At 49.7% G+C, this 1,103-nt stretch carries 1 protein-coding gene and 1 pseudogene; both read left to right on the top strand.

Annotated elements, in window-relative coordinates; genetic code table 11:
- The coding region (locus B3O33_RS08820; RefSeq protein ID WP_292363444.1) for a peptidoglycan DD-metalloendopeptidase family protein at window positions 1–268 on the top strand (268 nt) is incomplete at its 5' end.
- Window positions 269–356: 88 nt separating this feature from the next.
- Window positions 357–1,103: pseudogene (locus B3O33_RS08825) on the top strand (PCRF domain-containing protein); the annotation flags it as partial.

Genomic DNA, 1,103 nt, shown 5'->3' on the forward strand with positions numbered 1-1,103 from the left:
TATTGTCGCGGCGGCAGATGGTAAGGTGGTATATAGTGGTAATGGTTTACCGCGTTACGGTAATCTGCTGATCATTAAACATAATGACACTTATTTAAGTGCCTATGCCCACAATGACACGTTACTGGTGAAAGAAGGGGACTCAGTGAAAAGCGGTCAACGCATCGCCACGCTTGGCCGTTCCGGTACTCAGGTCGAGCAATTACATTTTGAAATCCGCCGTAACGGCAAACCGGTCGATCCCTTACGTTTTCTGCCTAAACAATAAGCGGCATTATCCGTTACAATAACGGGTTTGCTGCGGCAACATTATCAATCAATTTCAATGAGGTACTAGCGTGGAACTCGGCGCGACGATGCAACGAATTAAAACTCTCCGCGATCGCAGTGACGATCTCAGGGGGTATCTTTGACTTCGATACCAAAGCAGAACGCTTAGTCGAAGTTACCCGTGAGCTGGAAGATCCCAATGTCTGGAATGATCCTGACAATGCCCAGAAACTGGGCCAGGAACGCTCAAGCCTCGAGCGCATTGTCAAAACCCTGTCATCGCACAGTGAAGTTTTAGACGATGCCAAAGACCTGCTCGAACTTGCTGTAGAAGAAAACGACGAAGACACCTTTAATGCGGTGAATGCGGATCTGGACGAGCTGGAAAAAGGTCTGGAAAAACTCGAATTCCAGCGCATGTTTTCCGGAAAGCTCGACGCCAACAGCGCCTATCTGGATATCCAATCCGGCTCTGGCGGTACGGAAGCACAGGACTGGGCCAATATCATTTTGCGTATGTATCTGCGTTGGGGCGAAGCCCAGGGTTACAAAGTCACGCTGATGGAAGTCTCCGAAGGTGAGGTTGCCGGTATCAAGAGCGCCACCGTGCGTTTTGAAGGCGAATATGCCTTTGGTATGTTGCGTACCGAAACCGGTGTACACCGTCTGGTGCGTAAATCACCGTTTGATTCCGGTGCCCGCCGTCATACCTCATTTGCCTCGGTGTTTGTGTATCCGGAAGTGGATGACACCATCGAAATCGATATTAATCCGTCTGATTTACGTATTGATACCTACCGCTCAAGTGGTGCGGGTGGTCAGCACGTTAACAC

The organism is Methylophaga sp. UBA1464 (genome assembly GCF_002325665.1).
Lineage (GTDB): Bacteria > Pseudomonadota > Gammaproteobacteria > Nitrosococcales > Methylophagaceae > Methylophaga.